Raw genomic sequence first — 20,818 nt, forward strand, 5'->3', positions numbered from 1 at the left:
CATGGATTGGGTTCCTCTGCTTCTGTCCGCGAAACTGGCGGTGCTGACCATGATCTGCATCCCGATTTTCGCGGCTCCAATAGCTTATGCTCTGGCTTTCAGCCAGTTTCCGGGAAAATCGCTCTTTGATGCCCTGGTCAGCCTGCCCATGGTCCTTCCGCCCACCGTGCTCGGCTTCGGCCTGCTGGTGGTCATGGGACCGCAGGGCGGGCTGGGAAGCCTCTGGGAGGCCGCGTTCAACCAACGGCTGGTTTTCAGTTTCACAGCCGTTCTGCTGGCCTCCCTGGTCTTCAACCTGCCGTTTGCCGTGCAGCCCTTGCGGGCCTCGTTCGAAAAGCTGGACTCGCGCCTGCTGGAAAGTGCGGCAATTCTCGGGCTCTCCCCGCTGGCAGTGTTCCTGCGGGTGGTACTGCCCAACAGCATCGGCGGACTCGCCGCCTCGTCCATCCTTGTGTTTGCGCACAGTCTGGGCGAATTCGGCGTCATCCTCATGGTGGGCGGCAGCATTCCTGGACAGACGAAAGTCGCTTCCATCGCAATATTCGAAGCTGTGGAAGCTCTGCGTTTCGACGACGCCTTTCGCATGTCCATGGCTCTTATCCCGATAAGTTTTCTGGTTCTCGTCGTTATCAACCATCTCAACAGGAGGCGCTGATGGCTCTGCGAGTGCAAATAACCAAACAGCTCCCCCACTTCGAACTGGACGTCCAACTGGAATGTCCAAGCGGCGGCCTGACCGCCATCGTAGGCCCTTCGGGATCGGGAAAAACAACCCTGGTCCGCGTTGTGGCAGGGCTGGAGCGTCCCGACCATGGGAACATCACCCTGGGGGATAAGACCTGGGTGGACGTGAAAAGCAAAGCTTTTCTTCCTCCGCAAAAGCGCAAGGTGGGATTCGTCTTTCAGGAATACACCCTCTTTCCCCACCTGAACGTACGTAAAAACGTGGCCTTTGCCGCAACGGACGAGGACAAGGTCGGCCGACTCCTGGACATGTTCGGCATCCGCCATCTGGAAAACAGCAAGCCGCACCAGATTTCCGGTGGCGAACGCCAGCGTTGCGCCTTTTGCCAGGCGCTGGCCCGCGACCCCGACATTCTGCTGCTGGACGAACCGTTCTCCGCCCTGGACGTGGCTACCCGGGACACCCTGCGCCACGAACTCAGGAACCTGAAAGGCGACCTGGACATCCCCATGCTCTTCGTTACCCACGACCTGGGCGAAGCCGAATTTTTGGGCGATGCCATCCTCCCCATTGTCAAAGGCCGCGTAACCCCCGACTGGCTGGCTCATCAGACACGCGCGGACATCCGCAACGAAGCGGAAACGCACGCCCTGCTCTGCCAACGCCTGCTGGCCAAAACCTGCTGCTGAACATCAACCAGCCAAGGACAGGAACATGAAACGCCTCTTCGTCTCCTCTCTGTGCATCCTCACTCTACTGGCAACTCTTTTTACCTTCTCCAACGTAGCGCCTGCCTCTGCCGCGGATTCGTTCGTCATCGCATCGGGAGCCGGCTACAAGAAGGTCGTCAACGCCCTGACCAAGGCCTATGAAAAGCAATCCGGCGTACAGGCGGACCGAATCTACGGCAACATGGCCAAAGTTACCTCGCAGGCCAAAATGAGCGGCAAGGTGGACCTGGTTCTGGGTGCCAAATACTTTCTGGAAGCCGCAGGCCTGGACATGGGCCCCATGACCCCGATCGGCAAAGGCCCCCTGGTTATTGCCTGGGCCAAAGGCGTCAAGTTTGACGGCGACGCAACGTTTCTCGATGAAAAAATCGGCCGCATTGCCATTCCGGACCTGAAAAACGCCATTTACGGCCGTGCCGGCAAGCAATATCTGGACAACACCGGGCTGTATCCCAAAGTGAAGGATAAGCTGATCGTTGTGGCCACCATCCCGCAGGTCTTTTCCTATCTCATGGCCAAAGAGGTGGACCTGGGCTTTCTGAACAAAACACACGCCATGAACGTGGCGGATAAACTGGGCGGCTATGTTTTGGCCGATGAAAGCAAGTACGAGCCCATCGTCATTGCCGTCGGCAAAATGAACGACGCCCCGCACGGTGCCATTGCCGAAGGTTTCGTGGCGTTCCTCAAAACACCGCAGGCACGCAAAATCATCACTGCCCACGGCCTGTAATGCCTTTTGATTTTTGGGAAATTCTCTGTGACAGGGGGACATTGTTCCCCCTGTTGCTTACCGCCAAGGTTATTCTGGTTTCCGGCGGCCTGCTCATGGTTTTCGGTGTTCTGCTCGGCTACTACCTTTCACGCCCGAACTCTCCCCTGCGCGGCGTCATCGACTTTCTCGTAACCATGCCCCTGGTCTTCCCCCCCATTGCCACCGGGTTCGCCCTGCTGCTGCTTCTCGGTCGCGACGGACCGCTGGGCAAAGCCCTGGGCCTGGAACTCGTCTTCAACTTTCAGGGCGTGGCCCTGGCTTCCTTTGTGGCCGGGCTTCCGCTCATGGTGAAGCCGGTGGAGGCCGCCTTCAAGGGCTGCTCGCGCCAACTCTCGGAAATTGCCTACGTACTCGGTAAAAACGAGTGGCAGACCTTCTACCTGGTGCTTCTGCCCAACGTACGCCGCAGCATTGCGGCAGGCTGGTTTCTTGCCATTGGACGAAGCGTGGGAGAAGTGGGTATAACCCTCATGCTCGGCGGCAACGTGGTGGGCAAAACCAACACGCTGTCCCTGGAAATTTTCAATTCCGTTTTTAGCGGAGAATTCGACCGGGCCATTGTTATGACCTGTCTGATCGGCTCCATTTCCCTGCTCATTTTCCTGGTGCTCAGACGACTCTCGCAATGAATACCGCCCGCGCCGCAACCTCAAAAAGGATTCGCGCCATGTCTCAGACATTGGAAACCCTGCGCAACAAGACCCTGGAAATATGGAAGGAGAACGGCCTGCTCGACGAAGACGTCACCGTCACGGCCCGCGCCCTATCCGTTGAAGAAGCCATCGGCAAGCCCGACGGTACGGATTTTCCCATTCAGAAAGGCAAGGAACAGTTGGTGGAAGCCCTGTTCAAAGGCGAAAAGGGCCAGGCCTTTACCGACGAATTCCGCCATTACAAGGCCAAGCTCGGAGAAGTTGCCGACCTGCCTCTGGACAACAACCGCAACCGGGGCATCTTCATTTCCGTACTCAACGCGGTAATGCGCAGCCTGGGCAAAACCCAAAACACCATCCATTGCCGCAACACCGGCCCCACCACCTGTTCCAAGCAACTGGCGGAGCATGTCAAAGCCACCTACGGCACCCCCAATATTACCCTGGCCGGATGCCAGCCCGCCATGATCCAGGCCCTCAAGGACCACTTTCCCCTGCGCGTGCTGGATATGGACCCGGATAATATAGGGCAGGAGCGGCGCGGCGTGCTGATCGAAGGGCCGGAAACCACGGACGATGCCATCAAATGGGCCGACCTGCTGCTCGTTACCGGAACCACCATTGCCAACGACACCATAGACGCCTTTCTGGAAGGCACTCCCGTGCTGTTTTATGGAACCACCATTGCCGGTTCTGCGGAAATCATGGGCTGGAAGCGATTCTGTCCGGCTTCAGAATAAGCAATCAAAAAGTCTTTTTTTTCCTTAAAACCGTCTAAAAAAGGTGAAAACATTTGTTTTCACCTTTTTTTCATACTTTCGTATTCCCAAACAGCTAGTAACAAGGCATCATTCCCTAAAAATTATAGCTCCCAGACTGTTGTTCATGTTATGGCGAGGAAAAGGAGAAACAGCATGCCAATCTCGACTCTGATCCCAATGCCGGACTCAATTCCAGTGGGAAGCAGCTGGTTTGAAGGTCTGACCATCTTCACATTCGCCCTCCATATTCTGCTGGTGAACATACTTGTTGGGGGGACGGTCTTGTCGCTGTTCCTGAACCGAAAAGATGCAAACGGCGCGGCTGCCCAGCTTTCCCAAAAACTGCCCACTGTTTTTGCCCTGGCAGTCAACCTCGGTGTTGCGCCACTGCTGTTTCTGCAGGTTGTATACGGACAATTTTTCTATACCAGCTCCATCCTCTCGGCCGGACTGTGGCTGAGTGTCATTGTGCTGCTCATTGCAGGATACGCAGCACTTTACGTCAACCAGGCCCGCAACCAGGCCGCTCCCGGCACTGGCACCCCCTGGCTGTGGTTCGCGTTTATCGTGATGCTCTGCATAGGCGTGGAGCTCTCCACGGTCATGTCCACGATGATCCGCCCGGAAGCATGGGTGGCCTATGTCGGCCGGGCCAAGGGCTTTATCCTCAATTTTTCCGACCCGACATTCATCCCGCGTTTTCTGCACTTTTTCTTCGCGTCACTGGCTGTTGGCGGCCTGAGCGTTGCCCTGCTTGTGCACTATAAAAAGTCCAAGGGGCAGAAGATGGACGAAACCGACTCCCGCCTGGGCATGAAGATTTTCGTCATCGCCACCTGCCTGCAGATGGCAACGGGCATCTGGTGGCTGCTTTCGCTCAAGCAACCTGTCATGCTCCGCTTTATGGGCGGCAACACCATGGCGACAATTATGCTGGCGGCCGGACTTATTTTCGCCGTAGCAGCCCTGATAGCCGGAGTAGGACGCAAGCCATTGCAAACTGCAATCTGGACAGGATTGACAGTGCTGACCATGGCCGTACTCCGAGACATCGTACGCAACGCCAGTCTGGACCCCTGGTTTTCTCCGGAAAACCTGGAAGTTACAGGAGATACTTCATCCTTTGCGCTGTTCATCGTCACCCTGATCGTTGGCCTGGCAGTCATCCTCTACATGCTGAAACTCGGCTTCCGGAAAAATAGGGAGGCGTAGCCATGGAATATCCTATCTGGGAACTCACCACATTCGGCGGCGGTTTCTTCATTGCCCTGGTTTCGGTCTTCCACGTTTTTCTGGCCCATTTTGCCGTAGGCGGCGGGCTTTTTCTTCCGGTCTTTGAAGGCAAGGCCTATAAGGAAAATTCTCCGGCCCTGCTGGAATACGTCAAAAAACACACCCGTTTTTTCCTTCTGGTCACCATGGTTCTGGGCGGCATGTCCGGTGTGGGCATCTGGTTCACCATTTCCGTGCTCGCCCCGCAGGCGACCTCGCGTCTCATCCATACCTTTGTTTTCGGATGGGCTGCCGAGTGGGTCTGCTTTCTGGCGGAAATAGCGGCTCTGCTGATCTACTATTACCGGTTCGACAAAATGTCGCCAAAGGACCATCAGATTGTCGGCTGGCTATATTTTGTCTTTGCCTGGCTGTCCCTGTTCTTTGTCAACGGCATCATCGGTTATATGCTCACGCCGGGCAAATGGCTCACCACCGAGAATTTCTGGGACGGATTCCTCAACCCTTCCTTCTGGCCTTCCCTGTTTTTCCGTACCTTTCTGGCGGCCACCATTGCCGGTCTGTTCGGCTTCATCACGGCCCATTGGGTCAAGGATGACAAGGCCAGGGAGAGCATCTACAAAACCTGCGTCCGCTGGACCACCATCCCCCTGGTTCTGGCCTTGCTCAGCGGCTGGTGGTATTTGGGCGTATTGCCGCAGGAGGCACTCGCACGGTTGGCCTTGCGCGCGTCCCTCATAACCGAATTTTACGAACTCATCCCGATTTTTGCTGCCGGTATTTTTGTGCTGGGCGCACTCATGCTGGTGCGGCTGCCACAAAATGCCCGTTTTGCCCTGTCCCTGGTTCTTCTTTTGCTTGGCCTGGGATTCATAGGGTCTTTCGAGTTTCTGCGCGAAGCCGCGCGCAAGCCCTATCTGGTGCACGGCTACCTCTATTCCAACCAGATCAAGGTGGACGACGTCCAACGCCTGGACGCCCAGGGAGTGCTGGCAAACGCCAAGTGGGTTGCCTACCGCAACCCCACCGACGATCCCATGGCCGCAGGCCAGGAGCTTTTCCAGCTGCAATGCGCATCCTGCCACTCCATCGGCGGGCCCATGAACAACATCATCCCGCTGACGAAAAAATACCCCCTGACGGGCATGGATGCCAAACTCTCGGGCATAGGCAAGCTCTCGCCCATGATGCCGCCCTTTGTGGGCACACTTCAGGAACGCCGGGCCCTGGCCACCTACATCGTGGAAGGGATCAACAACAATCCTCCAGGGGAGAATATTCCCTTTGCGGCTGTGGACCTGCCCGTGGAAATTCCCCCCTTTGACTCGGAAAAGGACGAATACGTCCTTTTGACTTGGAACAACCTGGGCATGCACTGCATTTCGGACAGCTATTCCGAATGGGTGCTCCTGCCACCTGCCAACGACATCTTCGGCCAGCTCATCAGGCGAGGCCCCCTTCCTGAAGTGGTCACCGAAGGCGTACGCCTCACCTACAAGGTGGAGCCGGGCTTTGAGGAACCGGCAAAGCTTTGCGACTTCTGGACACACGTCAAGAGCCTCTTCGGTGCCCAACCGCCGGACAACATAGGGCTGGCAGGCAACGGACTGACCGGAGAACTCAAATACCATAAAGAGCACCAATACTTCGAGGCCGCTATGATCCCGGTGACACCCTACCCTGCGAGTAGGGGGTATAATCCCTACCCGATATTCACCATTACGGCGCAGGATGCGAAAACCGGCAAGGTGCTGGCTGTAAGCAAGACCGTGGCTCCCACCTCCACGGAAATGGGCTGCAAGAATTGTCACGGAGGGCAGTGGAAGGTGGATGATCTGGCAGGCATATCCCAGGCGACAGGACGGGACGTGATCATGTCGCACGACCGCCTGTCCAACACCAATCTGGTGGCCGAAGCCAAGGCCGGGTCTCCCAAGCTCTGCCAAAGCTGCCACCCCGACCCGGTGCTCAAGTCCGAAGGCAAGCCGGGACTCAAGCTGCTGAACCTGCCCGCCGCCATCCATGGCTTCCACGCCAACTTCCTGGGAGGCCGGGGCTCGGAAGCCTGTACCTACTGCCACCCCAACCGGCCGGACGGCCCCACCAAATGTTTGCGCGGCCTGCATGGCACAGCGGACATAGGTTGTGTCCGCTGCCATGGATACATGGAAGACCACGCCCTTTCCCTGCTCAAACACGAGAAGGAACAAGGCAAGCCGGGTGCCGAACGGCTGATGCGCCACCTCCGGCCCAGAATGGCCGAGAGCGTGGAAGCCATCAACCCACGCATCCCCTGGCTACAGGAACCGAACTGCTCCACATGCCATGAAGATTACGAAACCAAGCCGGACAAGCAGACCGCAGTTGCCTTCAACACCTGGACCAAAGGCGGCGCCCAGCTCTACCGGTTTACCCAGGATGATCTCGGGGCAGTCATGTGCATCGCCTGCCACAACAGCCCGCACGCCAATTACCCGGCCATCAACGAATACGGAAAGAACCGGGACAATATCGCTCCCCTGCAATACCAGGGCACCAACAGAGCCATCGGAGCACAGCAGAATTGTGCGGTCTGCCACCAGCAGGATATGGACTTCAATGCACACCATCCGTAGGCCAACACGGAAACAAGCAAACGCCTTCTAACGGACGGTACATGCAGCCATAACAACCGGAGAAAAATCAAATCCCGGTCCGAAAATTCGGGCCGGGATTTTCATTGCCGAACATCACCTGCAATGCAATGTGAATGAACGAAGTCCTCCGGGAGATATGATGTAATCACAACCAGTTGTCTTTTCTATCAAAAGACAACTGAGCGGCCTTCAACAAGGCATGTCATCAATTTTCACAGTTCGCATTTAAGATACTAAATACCGTAAAAATCGACCTTATAAATATGGTATGAAGCGTAAAAGAACGTTTCTGTGTTTGACGAAAAAGCAAGCAAAGCAGTATTGCCTTCGGCAACGATGACTTCCCTTTTTTATCCATTCTCTTTTTACACAATGTACCGGAGAAATTCCATGAAGACATGCGTCCGCCTTATGCTCGCCGTTGTACAAACTATATGTCTGGCCGCTTTTGCGTGGGCAGGAGACATCCCTCATATCGATACGGCAAAAGTCAGCAAAGCCTTGTCGCAAAACGATTGGATGGTCGTGGACACCCGCCTGAACGATGCCTTCAACGGCTGGAGACTTGATGGAGTAAAGCGAGGAGGACACATTACCGGTGCTGTGGATTTTTCTGCAAACTGGTTGAAAGTCGACGCCAAAAATCTGGAAGCCTTGCTGCAGGAAGCCATGGACAACAAAGGCCTCCGTCCGGAAAAGAATGTGGTGCTCTACGATGCCACAGGCAAAGACGCAGCGGCCGTTGCCGCCTATCTGCAAAAAAAGGGCTTCGGCAAACTGTACTTCTATGATGTGAAACAATGGGCTGCCGATCCCTCCCTGCCTATGACATCCTATCCCAAATACCGGCAGCTGGTTCCGGCAGTCGTGCTCAAGGAAGTCGTCGACGGAAAGGTTCCGGAAACGTTTGATAAGAACAAGAAAATCATCGTTATCGAGGCCAGCTGGGGCGAAGAAAAAACATCATATGCCAAGGGACACATCCCCGGCACCTTTCACATCAATACGGACCGGATAGAACCGCCCACAAAAACCGAACCGGTCATGTGGGTGCTGGGAGACGATGCAACGCTGAAACAGGTCGCCCTCGATTCCGGCATCACCCGTAACGACACCGTCATCGTAACCAGTGAAGAACCCCTGGCAGCCTTCCGTGTCGCCACGGTGCTGCGCTACATTGGCGTGGACGACGTTCGGGTGCTCAACGGCGGCACACTGGCCTGGACATTGGCCGGATTCAAGCTGGAAACCAAACGCCATGCTCCAACGCCTGTTAAAGATTTCGGCGGCACAATTCCAGGCCATCCCGATGTTATCGATACCATGGAGGAAACCAAGGCCGGTCTTGCCCATCCTGATACGTTCACCCTGGTGGACAACCGCACCTGGAAGGAACATATCGGGGAAATCACCGGATATTCCTACCACAAGATCAAAGGCCGCATTCCCGGCTCTGTTTACGGATATGCCGGGAAGAACAGCGCGTACGACCTGGACTACTTCCGCAATCCCGACAAGACCATGCGCAACGCCGAAGAGTTTCTGGCGTTATGGAAAAAGCAGGGCATCGACACCACCAAGCACCTGTCCTTCATGTGTGGCAGCGGCTGGCGGGTGGCTGAAATTTACTACTACGCAGACACCATCGGCCTGCCGGATATCGCCATTTTCAGTGATGGATGGATCGGCTGGAGCAACACCCCCGGCAATCCCATTGTGACCGGGGTACCCAAATAACATGTGGGCATTGCCGCGCCTGCTCAGTATGTTCATCAGCCTTTTGCAGGCAGGATTGGTTCTGGTCCTGGCCGGATTGGAATATCTTTCCGGGTACAAGGCTGGCGTCATGCAACACCTGTATTTCAACAAGGTGCACTACACCAATACGCTGTACAGGCCGGGGCTCATGGTTTGGCATGTCGCCATCCTGCTGGTTGTTTCGGCAGGCGTATACGCCTTTGTGTCGCGCAAAAGCACCATTCCAAGGCTGGCGCGCTGGTGGTACGCTGGGTTAACCGTGGCCTCCGCAGCTGTTTTTATTTTACCGTTTTTTCGTGCGTACAACGGATATGCCTACATGCTGATGGGCGCTCAGATTTGTGTCGCCCTGGAATGGACACGAACCATGCTGGTGTACGCAATGAAAAAACAGCGGTAGCAAACGGTCAAACGCTCACAACAAAAAAGAAGCCCGAAACAATCGTCTCGGGCTTCTTTCATTGCATGGTTCCGTTCAAATCTCTTGGTCTGCTACACCTCGTAGTCCACCACCCGCCGCTCCGTGGCAACGCTGCTGATAAACCCTACCACGGCCTGGTGCGCAGGATGCACCTGATAGGCATCCAGCTCTTCACGGGTATTGAACGTGGAATACAGCACGGCATCGCTCGCTCCGTCCGAGGTGTTGAAATTGGCCCCGAGTTCAAGCTCGATGGCACCGGGCACCTCGCCCTTGAGAGCTTCCAAACGCTTTTTCATTTCCGCGACAATTCCGGCCTTGTCCATACCTTCGGCACTGTCTTTGACGCGCCACATGACGATGTGCTTGATCATGAGTTCTCGCTTTTCGGGTCGGTGGTTAGTTGGCGTTGCTCTTGTTGAGTTCGTTGCGATGCTCGGGGCAAAGCCAGACCACCCGACGCTTGCGGGTGTCGAAGTGCGGAGCGGAGCCGTGCTCCAGTCCGCAGATCGTGCAGGGCTTGGTCAGCTCGCCCATGGGAAAGTATCCGTTGCTGCGCAACTTGCGCACGAAATGCATGATCTTGCTGTACACAGGGTGCTCGCCGTAGCGTTCGCGATCGCGCTTGGCGAGCTGCCCGTCCTTTTGCAGTTGCACGGCAATGGTCCTGATGCGTTCCATGCGGCTGGATTTTTTGTTCATAATGATATTTACGGGTTCGCCCCAACGGCAAATCACGCGGTTTCTTGTTTTATCGTAATGGAGAATCATGGCCTCCCTCCTTGCGCTCCTCCTTATTTGGGCGCGTTATGGAGTATGGAGCCGTTAGCGGAGGCAAGGTCGGGGCATCCGGTAAGAACCATTGTCTGCGTGAGCTGTTCAAGAAGAAGATCAAGATAGGCGGTAACACCCTGCTCCAGTCCGCCGACTGCCGCGACGGAAAACGGTCGTCCGATCATAACTGCATCCGCACCCAGGGCGAGCATCTTGAGAACGTCGCCGCCTGTACGGATTCCTCCGTCCACAATGACGGGAATTTGGTTTCGCACTGCCTCGGCAATGCGCGGCAGCACCCGGGCTGTACCGGGCGCGTAATCCAGGACCCGGCCACCGTGGTTGGAAACCACAATGGCAGCAGCCCCCATATCAATAGCCTGGCGAGCTTCGTCCGGCGTCATGATGCCCTTGAAAATGAAGTCGACCGGGAAATGTTCCATAACGGCTTTCCAGTCTTCTGCCGGACGAGGACCAACGGGGCGGCCCATCTTTCTCAGGGTGATAAGGCCTGCGGCATCGATGTCAATGCCGACCACCTTGGCTCCCGCGTCCATACACTTTGTCAGCTTTTGATCGAGTTCCTCGTCTTCCCAGGGCTTGATAAAGGGAATGCCACGACCATTCTGGTTCTTCACGGCCTGCAGGCCGGCCTCGTGGATGAAGTCGGGAACTCCGTCGCCTGTACAGCCGATCACGCCTCGCGCGGCACAACCGTCGACAATGGCGGAAATATATTCTTCCTCGGTGATCTTGTCGCCCATGTTGAAGCTCACGCCACCAATGGGCGCAGCCAATACGGGCAGGGAGAGATCATAGCCCAAAAGTTTGAGGCGAGTGTCGGGCTGCGCCGCGTTGTGCAGCAGCCGCATGTTGAAGGTGACCTCGTCCAGAGCCCGAACGTTGTCCTTGAACGTAAAACCGGTACCCAGACCGCCCATGCCCGGAACCTCGCCCACACAGGCGCGTCCGTCACAAATGGGGCATACCCGGCAAAATCCCTTCATCCGTTCTTTGGCTGTTGCTCTAACCTCTTTCATGGCGTTCTCCAGTGGAGTGGTTTCCCTGCAAGGCATTAAACCAACTCCATTATGCGTAAAATAGACACTCGTTAGCCTGAAAATCAATTATATTTTCAGTTTTGCAAATTCACCTCTACCAATAGGGGCAAATCAAAAAAGAGAGGCGGGCCATGGCTCGCCTCTCTGTAATAGCAATATCCTATACGACAGGCTGCTTAAAAGGAAGCGAAAGCAAAGCGGAAAAAATCAAGGCAGGCGCATACATGTACACACATGAACTTGTGTTTTTTCCAGTACGACAAGGCAATCGCTCCATTGTCAGCAGTCCGGGCCTGGTACGGCCCTACTTGAGCTGCTCGGCCAAAGCTTCGGCAATGTGCCGTACTTCGACCTTGCTGCCCCTGTTCACCATGCCGCCACGAATCTGCATGACGCAGCCGGGGCAGTCGGTAACAATCTGCGAGGCACCGGTTTCCTCGATGTTGTCCAGCTTGTTCTTGAGAATTCCGGCTGAAACCTCGGGGAACTTCACGCTGAAGGAACCACCAAAACCGCAGCAGACTTCTTCTTCCTTGCAAGGCTCGTACGACATGCCGCCGTCCTTGATGAGGTCGCGCGGTGCGTCATGCACGTCCATTCCCCGGCACAAGTGGCAGGGAGCGTGGTACGTGGTCTTGCGTCCGGTTTCGCGATAGTCCGAAGCATCCACCTTGAGCACGTCCTTCATAAACGAGCTGTAGTCGATGACCTTTTCGCTGAAGAGCTTGGCCTTGACGCGCAGGCCCGGCTTGTCGCCCAGCAACTTTTCGTAGCTGTGCTTGAGCTGGGAAGCACAGGAGGCGCACAGGGTGACGATGTAGTCCACCTTGTTCAGGTCAAAGGCCTCCACGTTCTGGCGGGCGACATCCTCGGCGGATTTCTTTTCGCCCATCATCTGCAGGGGCAGACCGCAGCAGGACTGCTTTTGGGGGAAGTCCACGGCCACGCCCTTTCCTTCGAAGGTCTTGAGACCGGCCACAAGCTGCTCGGGATAGAGAAAATCCTGAGCGCAACCGGCAAAAAGACCGATACGCAGAGTGGGATTGTCCACCTTGGGGGCAACCTCCGGCCACATGTCGCGGAAGGCCTTGTCGGCCACGGCGGGAAGTGCGCGGAAGGATTGGTCCTTGGCAAACATCATGGGCAGATGGCGCAGGTACGGGGTTCCCCTGCTAAAGGGCTTCTGCGCGAAACGTCCGGCCTTGAGCAGCGAATGGAAAAAGCTGCGGTTGCGCATCACATAGCCCAGAAGCGAGTTCTGGACTCCATGTCCTTCCTCGTCCTGGATGCGCGCGTAGATTTCCTTGATGAGGCGCGGCAGGTCGATGCCTGCGGCGCAGATATTTTTGCAGGCCTGGCAGTTGATGCAGTTCTGTACCAGGTTCTTGGCCTTGTCCGACCCGTGGAAGAAATAGGTCAGGATAAGTCCGATGGCCCCGATGTAGATGTGCCCCATCTTGTGCCCGCCAACCATGCGGTAGACAGGACAAACATTGGCGCACGCACCGCAGCGCACACACCGCAGGACCTGGGAAAAGAGAGGATCGGCCGCCATTTTGCGCCGTCCGTTATCCAAAAAGACGACATGCATTTCCTTTTTGCCGTCCGCCGCAGCCAGACACTCGTTGGCACCGGTAATCCAGGTGACATACGATGTAAGCGCCTGCCCCGTGGCGTTGCGCGGCAGAACCCGCAACACCTTGAGCGCGTCGTTCAGGGTGGGGGACAGCTTGTCCAGTCCAGCCAGGGCGACGTGCACCCGGGGAAGGGTCGTGACAAGCCGGGCATTGCCCTCGTTCGTGACAATGCCCAGCGTGCCCGACTCTGCGATGGCGAAGTTGACACCGGAGATGCCCATGTCCGCCTCAATGTATTTTTGCCGCAGTTCACGGCGGGCCACTTTGACCAGTTTCTGGATGTCGTTGCTTTGTTGCTTCTTGGTGACATCCGTAAACAGATCGGCCACCTGGTCTCGGGACAGATGGATGGCGGGCATGACCATGTGGGTCGGCCCCTCATGCCGCATCTGAATAATCCACTCGCCCAGGTCTGTCTCCGTGACCTCGAGGCCCAGATCTTCCAAATGATGGTTGAGCAGGGTTTCCTCGGCGGTCATGGATTTCGATTTGACTATTTTGCGGCATCCCGCTTTTTGCGCGATGTCGCCGATAATGCGGTTCGCCTCGTCCGCGTCGGCGGCCAAGTGGACCGTGACGCCGGCGGCTTCGGCATGGCGCTTGAATTCCTGGAACAATTCGTCCAGGTGCGTCAGAGCCGCATTTTTGGAGTCCACAACAGCGTCAACCACTTCCTTTATGTCCAACCCGGTAAACGCGTTGGCCCGTCCCACGGGATACGCCGTGGCAAACTTATCCATGGCATTGCGCAGGAATTCGTTTTCCAGGGCATCGTGCAGTTCGCCGCGGTATTCCTTAAGGTTCTTCGCATCTTGCATATCAGTCGTCCTCCAGAATCAGTATGTGCAGTTCCAAAGGACCGTGCACGCCCAGTGCAAGCACACGCTCGATATCGGCAGTACGGCTGGGGCCAGTAATAAACGCCAGATAGTTGGGAGCGTCCGCAAACCATTCCTTCATGGCCGTTTCCACAGCAAAGCTGTCGGCCAGAATTTTGGAAGCCGGCAACAGAGCAACATGTATCTCGCTGACCATGGTGGCCAGACGAAGATCTTCGCTGCGCGAATCCACAACCAGACTACCGGTCTCCGCGATGCCCCATTGTGCACGGGTAAAACCGATATCCAGCCCGCCCAGGTGGGAGCGCATATCGCTCTCCACAAAGGCGAATCCGTTGTCCTTGCACAACCCGGCCAGTTTTTCGGACAATTCCTTGTCCAGGCGAGGCGCTGCAATGGTCTTCTGCTGCTTGGCGGCACAGAGGTCTTCGGCTTTTTCCGAAAGCCCCTCTCCACAACCCGACGCCAATATCTGGCAAGCCTCTTTGGAGGAGCACAGATCGACGACGTATGCCAGTGCCTCGTCTTCCGAGGCGACACGGGCAACGGTAGCGGAAACGGCCTTGGCCTTTTCCTCAAACCGTTCCAGATACGAAGTGGTCACGTTCATTGGGTTCTCCGGCGGAACGCCTAGGAGGCCTTGATAACCTCCATGGTCTGTTCCGCGATTTCCAGTTCCTCGTTGGTCGGAATGACCCAGACCTGGATAGCACTCTCGGGAGCGCTGATGAGTCCCGCTTCGCTGAAGCGCTTGCCGTTGGCTTCAAGATCGAGAACAATCCCCAGGCCCTCAAGGCCCTCCAAGGACATGGCGCGGGCTACATCATCGTTCTCGCCGATTCCGGCGGTAAAGATGATGGCGTCCACCTTGCCCAAAGCGGCCAGATAGGAACCGATATATTTCTTGTTTCTGTAAGCAAACATTTCCAGGGCCAGTTTGCAGCGCTCGTCGCCCTTTTCAATGGCGGCGTGGATGTCGCGCATGTCGCTCATGCCGCAAACGCCGAGGAAACCGCTTTTCTTGTTCAGCAGCGTGTCGATCTCGTCAAAGGACATGCCCTTCTGCTGGTGCAGAAAGTAGATGACGGCGGGATCGATATCGCCACTGCGGGTACCCATGAGCAGGCCTTCCAGAGGCGTCAGGCCCATGGTGGTGTCTACGCACTTTCCGTTGCGAACGGCGGCCATGGAGCTGCCGTTGCCCAAGTGCACGGTGATGAGGTTGACGTCTTCGGGGTTCTTGCCAAGCTGCTTGGCGCCTTCACGAACAATGTACTTGTGCGAGGTGCCGTGGAAGCCGTAGCGGCGGATGCGCAGTTCTTCGTACAGCTCGTAGGGAAGCGCGTACATGTAGGCTTCGGCAGGCATGGTCTGATGGAAGGCGGTGTCGAAGATGGCGACGTGCGGAACGGCGAACATCTTCATGGCAACGCGGATGCCCATCAGGTTGGCGGGGTTGTGCAGCGGTCCCAGAGGGATGAATTTTTCAATGGTGGCGATGACTTTGTCGTCGATCAGGCTGGGAGCGATGAACTCGTCGCCGCCGTGCAGGACGCGGTGGCCCACGGCGTTGATTTCTTCAGCACTTGCGATGACGCCCTTGTCGGGATCGACGATCAGTTCAACGACCCGTTCCAGGGCCGCTTTATGGTCAGGCATGCCCTTTTCTTCAACAAACACCTGCTCGGTGTCGGTATCGGGATGCTTTTTGTGCTTCAGGCCGCTCACGTCAGCGCCGATGCGCTCCACGAGGCCGGAAACCAGGACCGATTTGTCGGTCATGTCAAAAAGCTGATATTTCAGAGACGAACTGCCGGAGTTGATAACCAGAATCTTCATATTAGATAAGCCCCTTTTCGGCCTGTGCCTGAATGGCGGTGATGGCCACAGTGTTTACAATATCGGGTACAGTGCAACCTCTGCTCAAATCGTTGACCGGCTTGTTCAAGCCCTGCAGAACCGGGCCTACGGCCACGGCACCGGCAGCCCTCTGGACCGCCTTGTAGGTGTTGTTGCCGGTGTTCAGATCCGGGAAGATAAACACTGTAGCGCGTCCGGCAACCTGGCTGTCGGGCATCTTGATGGATGCGACGCTCGGGTCGATGGCCGCGTCGTACTGCAGCGGGCCTTCCAGCAACAGATCGGGAGCCTTTTCCTTGGCCAGGCGAGTTGCCTCGACCACGCGTTCCACGTCCTCGCCCTTGCCGGACTTGCCGGTGGAGTAGGACAGCATGGCCACGCGGGGCTCGATGCCGAAGATCTTGGCGGTATGAGCAGAAGAAATAGCGATTTCCGCAAGCTGCTCGGCAGTGGGATTGGGGTTGACGGCGCAGTCGCCAAAGGCCAGCACGCGATCGCTCAGGCACATCAGGAACACGCTGGACACGATGGACGTGCCGGGCTTGGTCTTGATGAACTCGAAGGAAGGACGAATGGTGTGGGCTGTGGTGTTCACAGAACCGGAAACCATGCCGTCGGCCAGCCCTTTGTGCACCATCATGGTGGCGTAGTAGGTCGGGTCCATCATGCGGTCGCGGGCGTCTTCCAGCAGAATGCCCTTGTGCTTGCGCAGTTCGAAGTAGGTCTGAGCGAAATCGTCCAGATCCTTGGACTTGGCAGGGTCAATGAAGTTGACCTTGTCCAGGGTCAGTCCCAGCTGATTGAGCTTGGGCTGAATCTGGTCTTCGCGACCAAGCAGAGTAAGCTCGGCAACACCGCGGCGGGACAGGATGTCGGCCGCGCGCAGGATGCGTTCGCCAGCGCCTTCGGGCAGAACGATGTGCTGCAGGTTGGCCTTGGCCTTTTCCACCAGCCCGTACTCGAACATCTTGGGAGTGACCTTGCTGGAACGGGTGGCGTTCAGCTTGTGGCTCAGGCTCTGTGTATCCACATAGTCTTCGAACACGCCCAGAGCGGTGTGGATCTTGCGCTGATCGTCAGGATCGATGCGACCGTACAGATTGCTGATGACCTGGGCGGTCTTGTAGGTGTGGTCCTTTACGGAAAGGATAGGCAGGGGCACGCCCGTCCACCCTTCGATAAGACGATGCACATTGGCAGGCGGAGTCAGTCCGCCGGTAAGCAGAATACCGGAAATGTCGGGGTAGGAAGAGGAAAGCCGGGAAGCCAGGCTGGACAGAATAATGTCCGAACGGTCTCCGGGGGTGATGATAAGGCTGCCCTTTTCCACATAGTCAAGAAAATTGCCGATCTGCATGGCGGCCACCAGGTAGTTTTCCACCTGGGTTTCCAGCTGACCGTGCCCGTACAGCACCGAAGCGTCGAGCCATTTGACGACATCCTTGATGCTGGGATTGCCGAGAGCTTCCTGCTCGGGAATCAGATACACCGACAGCGGCTCGGTGCATTCGCCCTTGCATTTGATCTCGGAGGTAACGCCTTCCGCGTTCTGTACCGAGGCCCGGTTCACGATGGCGGCGACAATGTCCACGCCTTCGCCTTCCAGGTTGTCGATTGTCAGCTGGGAAGAAGCGACGATTTCTTCGGTGCTCTTGTCCTTGCCGTTGGCAACGAACAGCACGGGAGCGCCGAGGTTGGCTGCGATTTTGGCGTTGAGCTCGAATTCGAACGCAGCGTCTTTACCCAAAAAGTCGGTGCCCTCGCACAGCACGAAATCGTACTCCTGCTCCAGGGCTTTGTACTTGTTGAGTATATTTTCAAGAAGGGTGGAAAACTGCCCTTCGTTCATCAGCTCCCTGGCTTCATTCAACGTATGAGCGTATGTGGTATCATAGCTCTGATCCAGCTTGAACACGGAGAGCATGAGATCAATATCATGATCGCGCTGTCCGTCTTCAGGCGCGTTGATGATGGGCCTGAAAAAGGCGACTTTGCGAATATCCTTTAACAGGAGCTGCATGACTCCTAGCACGATAGCGGATTTACCACTTCGGGCTTCGGTAGCCGTGACGTAGAGATTTTTGGACATGACAATTCCTCGCGTTTCCCATGGAGGGAGTTTTGTAATCAGATTGTCCCGTCCGAAGGCAGGCTTGAGACCTGCCCCCGGCGAACAATCGCTTGCCGAACCAACATCCGGCCAACTTAGTGCCGCGACAATACGGTGACCCGTCAAAAAAACGGGGCTGAAGTCGCGTTCCTCCATGTGGACGAGAAACGCGACGTCAAATGGAATCGGCGTACAGCTGGATAGCGTGACGCACTTTGATCCTGGCCCCATCCCGAGAGAGCATGTCTGTGATTTGCATCATGCAGGCAGGACAGCTTGTGGCAACTACCTGGGCGCCGCTGGCCTCGATATTCTCGGCCTTGCGCTTTCCGATGCTCTTCGACAGATCATAATGATAAAGGTTGAAACTACCACCGGAACCACAGCAGGTCCCGGCCTCGGCCATTTCCACAAAATCACAGCCCTTGGAGGCTGCGAGGAGTGCTCTTGGTTGTGCTGTCACTCCCAGGGAGTTCTTCAGGTGGCAGGGGTCGTGATAGGTGACCTTTGCACCACCCGTGCTCTCCTTGGGTTGCACACCGAGTACGTCTACTAGAAATTGACTAATGTCCATGGTCTTGTCGGACAAAGTTTTCGCTTTGATGCTGTCCGAAGAATCACACATGGACGGCCACAATTTCTTGATGGTCGACGTGCAGGTTGCACAGGGAGTGATGATGTAATCGAATTGCTGCCCTTCGAACCGTTCCAGGTTTTTCTTCACCATAACGGCAAAGCTTTCCCGGTCGCCGCTGGCCAGAGCGGGGATGCCGCAGCAGGCCTGTCCATTGGGCATGAAGACGCCGACGCCATGGTGCTTGAACACCTTGAACGCGGCTTCGGCCACTTCGGGGTAGATCTTGTCCACCACGCAGCCGGGGTAAAAGGCGATGCGCTTGCCGGATACGCCCACCGGAGTATCCAGGAACGGCACGCTTTTGTGCAGGGGCGTGGATGCCAGCTTGCGGAAGTGGCGGTCGGCAATCACAGGGGCATTGAACCGGGCGCAGGACGATCCGATGATCTCGTTTTCGTCCTTGGTGAACAGCCCCTGGAACTTGGACCCCATATCCAGCAGAGAGTTGAACAGTTTGGGGTGCGTCAGCAGGTTGCGGAAAATCACCTTCTTGGCAGGAGACAGACCGAAGTATCCGGTCATTATGGCCCTGGCCTTCAGGAAGATATCCGTCACCTTGACGCCGCTGGGGCAGTTGGCTTCGCAAGTGCCACACAGCAGGCAGCGGTTCAGCCGGTCGTTGACCCCGTCGGGGTCATGCAAAATCTGGTTGGAGAGTCCTTCCAGCAGAGCGATCTTGCCGCGGGCCACGTCCCCTTCCTTGCCCGTTTGGGCAAACAGGGGGCAGACCGCCTGGCACATGCCGCACTTCATGCAGCCCACCAGCTGATCGTCCAAAGCCTGGAGAAGACTTACCAGTTCATTGATGTCAGCCATGATTTCCCCCCCTAACCTATCATCTTGCCGGGATTGAGGATTCCCTTGGGATCAAGGGCGGCCTTCATCTTTCTGGAATATTCAATGGTGGCACGGGTGGTCTCTTTTTCCATGTACTTGGACTTGGCAAGACCGATGCCGTGTTCGCCGGAGAGTGTTCCGCCCAGCTTGAGGGCGTCGTCGAAAATAGCGTCAACGGCTTTTTCCACGCGTTCCCACTCTTCCTTGTTGCGCTTGTCGGTCAGGATGGTGGGATGCAGGTTGCCGTCGCCAGCGTGACCAAAGGTCCCGATGGTCAGGTCGAACCTCTTGGCAATATCCTTGATGGCAGCCATCATTGCAGGAATCTTGCTGCGGGGCACGGTGGCGTCTTCAAGCACACAGGTGGGCTTGAGGTTGGCCAGTGCGGGCAGCGCATCGCGGCGGGCCTGCCAGACCTTGTCGCGCTGTGCGGCGTTCTGCGCCACATCCACGGACTGTGCGTGGTTGGCCTTGCAGATCTCTTCCACGACCTTGGCGTCCTGTTCCACCTGGGCGGGGTGTCCATCGACTTCGATGAGCAGCAGGGCTTCGGCTTCTGTGGGCAGACCGGCTTTGCGGAAGTTTTCCACGGTGCGGATGGTGAAGTTGTCCATCAGCTCCAGGGTTGCCGGAACGATCTTGGCGGCGATGATGGCCGCTACGCTCTCGGTGGCATGGATGACGTCGTCGAACACCGCCATCATGGAACAGGCGCTCTGAGCGGGCGGTATCAGCTTGAGGGTGATTTCCGAGAAAACGCCCAGGGTCCCTTCGGAAGCAACCATGAGTGCTCCCAGGTTGTACCCGGTAACACATTTCACGGTACGCGAACCGGCCTTGACCAGCTGGCCGCAGCTGTCGAAGAAATCCACGCCCATGACGTAGTCCTTGGTGACGCCGTACTTGAGGCCGCGCAAGCCACCGGCGTTTTCCGCCACGTTGCCGCCAAGGGTGGACACGGCCTGGCTGCCTGGGTCCGGAGGATAAAACAGGCCGCGCTTGGCGACCTCGGTGGCAAACTTGGCCGTAACCACGCCGGGTTCGACCCGAGCGTACATGTCGGCCTCGTTGATTTCCAAAATTTTTGTCAGGGCATTGGTCAGGATGACGATGCCGCCTTTTTTAGGAATCGTGCCACCGGAAAGGTTGGAACCTGCGCCGCGTACGGTCATGGGCAGTCCGTGTTCGAAACACACGGCCACAACACGGCCAAGCTGTTCAGTACTGGTGGGACGCACGGCCATTGCCGGATGCACCGGGTCCAGAACTGCGGAGTCGTAGGAGTAGCTGTGCACGTCGGCTTCATCGGCCATGACGTTGCCCTTCCCAACAATCGCTTCAAAATCTTTAATCAATGCTTCGTTGGACATGTTCTGTCTCCTTAAATTCCCCCAAGGGCAAAATGCCCCC

The 20,818-nt window shown here is 56.6% G+C and carries 18 protein-coding genes; 9 read left to right on the forward strand and 9 right to left on the reverse strand.

Annotated elements, in window-relative coordinates; all coding sequences use genetic code 11:
- Position 1 precedes the first annotated feature (1 nt).
- From modB to ACI0FJ_RS06835, 9 genes are all read left to right on the forward strand, one after another.
- Positions 2-655, forward strand: a complete 654-nt coding sequence (gene modB, locus ACI0FJ_RS06795) for a molybdate ABC transporter permease subunit (protein WP_424300820.1) — start codon at positions 2-4, stop codon at positions 653-655.
- A complete protein-coding gene (locus tag ACI0FJ_RS06800) occupies positions 655-1,374 on the forward strand; it encodes an ATP-binding cassette domain-containing protein (RefSeq protein ID WP_424300823.1) in 720 nt (239 codons plus the stop codon). The genes modB and ACI0FJ_RS06800 overlap by 1 nt, the downstream gene beginning before the upstream one ends.
- Positions 1,375-1,399: 25 nt before the next feature.
- The gene (gene modA, locus ACI0FJ_RS06805; RefSeq protein ID WP_424300826.1) at positions 1,400-2,149 is read left to right on the forward strand and encodes a molybdate ABC transporter substrate-binding protein; all 750 of its coding nucleotides are present in this window, start codon (positions 1,400-1,402) and stop codon (positions 2,147-2,149) included.
- A 41-nt stretch (positions 2,150-2,190) separates the two neighbouring features.
- On the forward strand, positions 2,191-2,820 hold the full coding sequence (locus ACI0FJ_RS06810; protein WP_424300829.1) for a molybdate ABC transporter permease subunit: 630 nt from the start codon (positions 2,191-2,193) through the stop codon (positions 2,818-2,820).
- 38 nt (positions 2,821-2,858) lie between these two features.
- Entirely contained in the window at positions 2,859-3,584 is a 726-nt protein-coding gene (locus ACI0FJ_RS06815) for a Rossmann-like domain-containing protein (protein WP_424300831.1), read from the forward strand.
- Between the two features lie 174 nt (positions 3,585-3,758).
- On the forward strand, positions 3,759-4,817 hold the full coding sequence (locus tag ACI0FJ_RS06820; RefSeq protein ID WP_424300834.1) for a hypothetical protein: 1,059 nt from the start codon (positions 3,759-3,761) through the stop codon (positions 4,815-4,817).
- 2 nt (positions 4,818-4,819) lie between these two features.
- Positions 4,820-7,453 carry a cytochrome ubiquinol oxidase subunit I gene (locus ACI0FJ_RS06825; RefSeq protein ID WP_424300836.1) on the forward strand — a complete coding sequence of 878 codons (2,634 nt, stop codon included), beginning with the start codon at positions 4,820-4,822 and terminating at the stop codon, positions 7,451-7,453.
- Between the two features lie 411 nt (positions 7,454-7,864).
- A complete protein-coding gene (locus ACI0FJ_RS06830) occupies positions 7,865-9,211 on the forward strand; it encodes a rhodanese-like domain-containing protein (protein ID WP_424300839.1) in 1,347 nt (448 codons plus the stop codon).
- A gap of 1 nt (position 9,212) precedes the next feature.
- Complete coding sequence (locus tag ACI0FJ_RS06835; RefSeq protein ID WP_424300842.1) at positions 9,213-9,632, forward strand: hypothetical protein; 420 nt, start codon at positions 9,213-9,215, stop codon at positions 9,630-9,632.
- Between the two features lie 92 nt (positions 9,633-9,724).
- On the opposite strand, the gene ACI0FJ_RS06840 is transcribed toward ACI0FJ_RS06835, so the two are convergent.
- The 9 genes from ACI0FJ_RS06840 to ACI0FJ_RS06880 all read right to left on the reverse strand — a co-directional run bounded on the left by ACI0FJ_RS06840 (position 9,725) and on the right by ACI0FJ_RS06880 (position 20,778).
- Positions 9,725-10,027, reverse strand: coding sequence for a Dabb family protein (locus ACI0FJ_RS06840; RefSeq protein WP_424300845.1), 303 nt, complete (start codon positions 10,025-10,027; stop codon positions 9,725-9,727).
- 25 nt (positions 10,028-10,052) lie between these two features.
- Complete coding sequence (locus tag ACI0FJ_RS06845; RefSeq protein WP_424300848.1) at positions 10,053-10,424, reverse strand: hypothetical protein; 372 nt, start codon at positions 10,422-10,424, stop codon at positions 10,053-10,055.
- Positions 10,425-10,447: 23 nt separating this feature from the next.
- Positions 10,448-11,467, reverse strand: a complete 1,020-nt coding sequence (locus ACI0FJ_RS06850; RefSeq protein WP_424300850.1) for an alpha-hydroxy-acid oxidizing protein — start codon at positions 11,465-11,467, stop codon at positions 10,448-10,450.
- Positions 11,468-11,792: 325 nt separating this feature from the next.
- On the reverse strand, positions 11,793-13,943 hold the full coding sequence (gene ldhH, locus ACI0FJ_RS06855; RefSeq protein ID WP_424300853.1) for an L-lactate dehydrogenase (quinone) large subunit LdhH: 2,151 nt from the start codon (positions 13,941-13,943) through the stop codon (positions 11,793-11,795).
- A gap of 1 nt (position 13,944) precedes the next feature.
- A complete protein-coding gene (locus tag ACI0FJ_RS06860; RefSeq protein ID WP_424300856.1) occupies positions 13,945-14,574 on the reverse strand; it encodes a LutC/YkgG family protein in 630 nt (209 codons plus the stop codon).
- Between the two features lie 20 nt (positions 14,575-14,594).
- Positions 14,595-15,803: an acetate kinase gene (locus ACI0FJ_RS06865; protein ID WP_424300859.1), complete on the reverse strand. Its 1,209-nt coding sequence runs from the start codon at positions 15,801-15,803 to the stop codon at positions 14,595-14,597.
- 1 nt (position 15,804) lies between these two features.
- Positions 15,805-17,913, reverse strand: coding sequence for a phosphate acetyltransferase (pta, locus tag ACI0FJ_RS06870; protein ID WP_424300862.1), 2,109 nt, complete (start codon positions 17,911-17,913; stop codon positions 15,805-15,807).
- 196 nt (positions 17,914-18,109) lie between these two features.
- Complete coding sequence (locus tag ACI0FJ_RS06875) at positions 18,110-19,387, reverse strand: (Fe-S)-binding protein (protein ID WP_424300865.1); 1,278 nt, start codon at positions 19,385-19,387, stop codon at positions 18,110-18,112.
- Between the two features lie 11 nt (positions 19,388-19,398).
- Positions 19,399-20,778: an FAD-binding oxidoreductase gene (locus ACI0FJ_RS06880; RefSeq protein ID WP_424300868.1), complete on the reverse strand. Its 1,380-nt coding sequence runs from the start codon at positions 20,776-20,778 to the stop codon at positions 19,399-19,401.
- Positions 20,779-20,818 lie beyond the last annotated feature (40 nt).

Source organism: Desulfovibrio sp. 7SRBS1 (assembly GCF_049723905.1).
In the GTDB taxonomy this organism is placed as follows: domain Bacteria; phylum Desulfobacterota; class Desulfovibrionia; order Desulfovibrionales; family Desulfovibrionaceae.

Excerpts from the sequence above, each read along its gene's own strand:
- modB (WP_424300820.1), top strand. The coding sequence starts at position 2 with ATGGATTGGGTTCCTCTGCTTCTGTCCGCGAAACTGGCGGTGCTGACC.
- ACI0FJ_RS06875 (WP_424300865.1), bottom strand. The coding sequence starts at position 19,387 with ATGGCTGACATCAATGAACTGGTAAGTCTTCTCCAGGCTTTGGACGAT.
- ACI0FJ_RS06815 (WP_424300831.1), top strand. The coding sequence starts at position 2,859 with ATGTCTCAGACATTGGAAACCCTGCGCAACAAGACCCTGGAAATATGG.
- ACI0FJ_RS06865 (WP_424300859.1), bottom strand. The coding sequence starts at position 15,803 with ATGAAGATTCTGGTTATCAACTCCGGCAGTTCGTCTCTGAAATATCAG.
- ldhH (WP_424300853.1), bottom strand. The coding sequence starts at position 13,943 with ATGCAAGATGCGAAGAACCTTAAGGAATACCGCGGCGAACTGCACGAT.
- ACI0FJ_RS06820 (WP_424300834.1), top strand. The coding sequence starts at position 3,759 with ATGCCAATCTCGACTCTGATCCCAATGCCGGACTCAATTCCAGTGGGA.
- ACI0FJ_RS06835 (WP_424300842.1), top strand. The coding sequence starts at position 9,213 with ATGTGGGCATTGCCGCGCCTGCTCAGTATGTTCATCAGCCTTTTGCAG.
- ACI0FJ_RS06840 (WP_424300845.1), bottom strand. The coding sequence starts at position 10,027 with ATGATCAAGCACATCGTCATGTGGCGCGTCAAAGACAGTGCCGAAGGT.
- ACI0FJ_RS06825 (WP_424300836.1), top strand. The coding sequence starts at position 4,820 with ATGGAATATCCTATCTGGGAACTCACCACATTCGGCGGCGGTTTCTTC.
- ACI0FJ_RS06850 (WP_424300850.1), bottom strand. The coding sequence starts at position 11,467 with ATGAAAGAGGTTAGAGCAACAGCCAAAGAACGGATGAAGGGATTTTGC.
- ACI0FJ_RS06845 (WP_424300848.1), bottom strand. The coding sequence starts at position 10,424 with ATGATTCTCCATTACGATAAAACAAGAAACCGCGTGATTTGCCGTTGG.
- ACI0FJ_RS06800 (WP_424300823.1), top strand. The coding sequence starts at position 655 with ATGGCTCTGCGAGTGCAAATAACCAAACAGCTCCCCCACTTCGAACTG.
- pta (WP_424300862.1), bottom strand. The coding sequence starts at position 17,913 with ATGTCCAAAAATCTCTACGTCACGGCTACCGAAGCCCGAAGTGGTAAA.
- modA (WP_424300826.1), top strand. The coding sequence starts at position 1,400 with ATGAAACGCCTCTTCGTCTCCTCTCTGTGCATCCTCACTCTACTGGCA.
- ACI0FJ_RS06880 (WP_424300868.1), bottom strand. The coding sequence starts at position 20,778 with ATGTCCAACGAAGCATTGATTAAAGATTTTGAAGCGATTGTTGGGAAG.
- ACI0FJ_RS06830 (WP_424300839.1), top strand. The coding sequence starts at position 7,865 with ATGAAGACATGCGTCCGCCTTATGCTCGCCGTTGTACAAACTATATGT.
- ACI0FJ_RS06860 (WP_424300856.1), bottom strand. The coding sequence starts at position 14,574 with ATGAACGTGACCACTTCGTATCTGGAACGGTTTGAGGAAAAGGCCAAG.